4 protein-coding genes are annotated in these 2,996 nt (G+C 76.4%); 3 read left to right on the plus strand and 1 reads right to left on the minus strand.

Annotated elements, in window-relative coordinates:
- Positions 1 to 495 (plus strand): zinc-dependent metalloprotease (locus tag ACTUAL_RS01870; RefSeq protein WP_440899044.1); only part of this gene is annotated, 495 nt, incomplete at its 5' end.
- Positions 496 to 498: 3 nt separating this feature from the next.
- Here the strand turns inward: ACTUAL_RS01870 and ACTUAL_RS01875 are convergent.
- A complete protein-coding gene (locus ACTUAL_RS01875; RefSeq protein ID WP_012783558.1) occupies positions 499 to 1,026 on the minus strand; it encodes a M48 metallopeptidase family protein in 528 nt (175 codons plus the stop codon).
- A 201-nt stretch (positions 1,027 to 1,227) separates the two neighbouring features.
- On the opposite strand from ACTUAL_RS01875, the gene ACTUAL_RS01880 reads away from it, so the two are divergent.
- Together ACTUAL_RS01880 and ACTUAL_RS01885 are read left to right on the plus strand one after the other, a co-directional pair.
- Positions 1,228 to 1,383, plus strand: coding sequence for a DUF5679 domain-containing protein (locus ACTUAL_RS01880; RefSeq protein ID WP_012783557.1), 156 nt, complete (start codon positions 1,228 to 1,230; stop codon positions 1,381 to 1,383).
- 189 nt (positions 1,384 to 1,572) lie between these two features.
- Entirely contained in the window at positions 1,573 to 2,706 is a 1,134-nt protein-coding gene (locus ACTUAL_RS01885; RefSeq protein WP_440899045.1) for a TOMM precursor leader peptide-binding protein, read from the plus strand.
- The last annotated feature ends 290 nt before the right edge of the window (positions 2,707 to 2,996 follow it).

The raw sequence follows: 2,996 nt of genomic DNA on the forward strand, positions 1-2,996 counted from the left end.
CTGCTCGCGCTGGTCGAGGGCTGGGTGGACGTGGTGGTCGCCGAGGCCGTGGGCGAGCGGCTGCCCGGTGCGGAGGCGCTGCGCGAGACGCTGCGGCGCAGGCGCGCGTCCGGTGGTCCGGCGGAGCAGACGTTCGCGACGCTGGTGGGGTTGGAGCTGCGGCCCCGGCGGCTGCGCTCGGCGGCGGCGCTGTGGAAGCTCGTGGGCGACCAGCACGGGCTGGAGGCGCGCGACTCGCTGTGGGAGCACCCGGACCTGGTGCCGACGGCGGCGGACCTGGACGACCCGATGGAGTTCGCGGAGCGGTTCGGGAGGACGCGGGCCGCGCTGGAGAACCCGATGGAGGAGCTGGAGCGCGCGATGCGCGAGGAGCCCGGCGAGGGCGGTTCCGGCGCAGGCGCGCAGGACTCCGGCCCGAAGGACTCCGACTCGAAGGACTCCGGGCCCTCCGAGCCCGAGGACGGCGCCTCGGGTTCGGGCGGGCGCGGCGAGTAGGGGTCAGTCCTCCTCGGTGATCCCGAGGCCGGCGGCGGCGGACAGGCCTTCCAGGTAGCCCATCGCCCGCTCGGACCTCGGGTACCGGTGCACCAGTTCCCAGAAGTCCTTGCCGTGCCCCGGCACGTGCAGGTGGGCAAGCTCGTGCACCAGGACGTAGTCGAGCACCCACGGGGGCACGTCGCGCAGGCGTTCGCTGATGCGGATCGTGCCCTCGCTGGGGGTGCACGACGCCCAGCGCGTGCGCATGGGCGGGACCCAGCGCACGCTCGTCGGTTCCAGGCCGTCCAGGTAGCGGCCTGCCAGCTCGGCGCAGCGGTTGGCCAGTGCCGCGTCGGACACCCGCGTGGGTGACCGGCGCTTGGTCTCGCTGCGCTGGAGGCGGCTGAGCATCTCCGCCACCCAGTGCTTCTCCTCGGTCTTGCTCATGCGTGCGGGCAGCAGGACGACGACCGTGTCCCCCTCGCGGTACGCGCTCACCATTCGGCGGCGCCGGGCGCTGCGCCGCACCTCCACCTGCGGTTCGGGCATGGCGTTCACGGTAAGCCCACGGACCGACAATTCGCGGCGGCCAAGCGGCGGTGCGTCCCGGCGCGGCCGATCGAATTACCCCGAAAGGCGGCTGGACACGCGGGGCTTGACGTGCGCGGACGAGGGGCGTCGCAGGTAGCGTGCTGCCCACCCCCGAGTGTGGCGCAGATCGCCCGCACTCTCGAAGCAAGGGAGGAAGCCGTGGCCGAGAGCTACAACGGCTACTGCGTCAAGTGCCGGGAGAAGCGCGACTTCACGGGTGAGGTCAGCGAGAGCAACAACCGCCGGATGGCCAAGGGCAAGTGCCCGGTGTGCGGCACCACGGTGACCAGGATCCTCGGCAAGGCGCAGGTCTGATCGCCGGGTGGCCGGGTCGGGAGGGTCCCGGCCACCCGGCTGCCCGGCGCCGCTCTCCCCCCGGTCCGGCTTTCGGCCTGCGGTGACTCCCGGTTCGGCGTCAAGTCGCCCGATCGTGGCCTGTGAATGGTCCGGTCGCCTGTGGAGAGAGGTTTTCGCGCAGGTCAGCGGGCCGGGCAGGCTCGTGGCATGACCGCTCCGCGCACCACCGTCCCGCCCGTGGCCCCACCCGCGACCGCCCCGCCGATGGCCGTCCCACCCGCGACCGCCCCGCCGGTGGCCGTCCCGCACCGCCCCCGCGTGCTTCCGGGGCTGCCGGTGCTCCGCCGCACCGCCGACGTGCTCCAGATCGGCGCCGACCCCAGGCACGGGGTGGTGCTGGGGGAGGTCGGGCGGGGCCTGTTCGACGTGCTGCTCGACCTGCGGGGCGAGCGCACCACGGCCGAGCTGGGCGAGCGGCTGGTCCCGAGCGGGGAGCGCGAGGACCTGCTGGACGTGCTGGGCGCGCTGGCCGGGCGGGGGCTGGTGGAGGAGGCCGTCCCGCACCGGCACGAGCGGCTGGTCCCGGAGGCGACGACGTGGGCGCTGCGCAGGCGTCGGCCCGCGGCGGGGTTGGCGGAGGCCCGCGCCGGGCGGGCGGTGGTGGTCAGGGGCGACGGGCGGTTGGCGGTGGCGGTCGCGTCGCTGCTGGCCGCCGCCGGGGTGGGGCGGGTGCAGGTGGTGGCGCGGGGCGTGGTGGCGGCGGGGGACGTCGGCGGCGGGTACCGGGCGGCGGACGTGGGCAGGCCGCGCGGCGAGGCGGCGTGGGAGGCGGTGCGGCGGGCGGAGCCCTCGGTGCGCGGCGGGGTGGTGACCGGGCGGCCGGACCTGGTGGTGCTGGCCGACGCGCTGGTGCCGCCGCCGGAGGTGCTGCACGCGCTGCTGCTGGAGGGCACGCCGCACCTGGTGGCGCGGGCCCGCGAGGGGCTGGGGCTGGTGGGGCCGCTGGTGGTGCCGGGCCGGTCGAGCTGCGTGCGGTGCGGCGACCTGCGCAAGGCCGAGGAGGACGGGGACTGGCCGGACCTGCTGGCGCAGCTGGTGGACCGGCCGCAGCTCGCCGACCTGGCCACGACGGAGGCGACGGCGGGGGTGGCGGCGGCGCAGGCGCTGCTCGCGCTGGACGAGGAGGAGCTGACCTCGGGCCGCCCGCCGACGTGGGACCACGTGCTGGAGGTCGACGCGTACGGGGGCGCGCTGACGCGGGTGCCCGCCCCACCGCATCCGCGCTGCTATTGCCACACCAGGACCCCGGACGGGCGCGGGCCGTTCGGGGGTCCCGAGTGACACCCGCCGGGGCGCGTCCGTCCGGAGCGCGCGTGGTCCGTGAGGTGGCGTTTCCCCGGCCGCCGCCCACCGGAGGGGCGCGCCCGTCCGGGGGAACCGAACGAAGATCATTCCGCGTGGCCGGGACCGCTCCCCACCGCCGGGCGGGCAGTCCACGCGAGGCGGGCGGGCAGTCCACGTGAGGCGGGTGGCGAGTCCACGCGAGCGGGGTGGCGGTCCACCTGCGGGGGCCGCTCGCGGTGACCGCCGCTGGTGACCGCTGCCGGTCACCGCCGCTGGACGCCGTGGCC

This window comes from Actinosynnema sp. (genome assembly GCF_052038725.1).

What these genes read in the sequence shown, in the direction of transcription:
- ACTUAL_RS01875 (WP_012783558.1), bottom strand. Translation starts at nt 1,026, where the DNA reads ATGCCCGAACCGCAGGTGGAGGTGCGGCGCAGCGCCCGGCGCCGCCGA.
- ACTUAL_RS01885 (WP_440899045.1), top strand. Translation starts at nt 1,573, where the DNA reads ATGACCGCTCCGCGCACCACCGTCCCGCCCGTGGCCCCACCCGCGACC.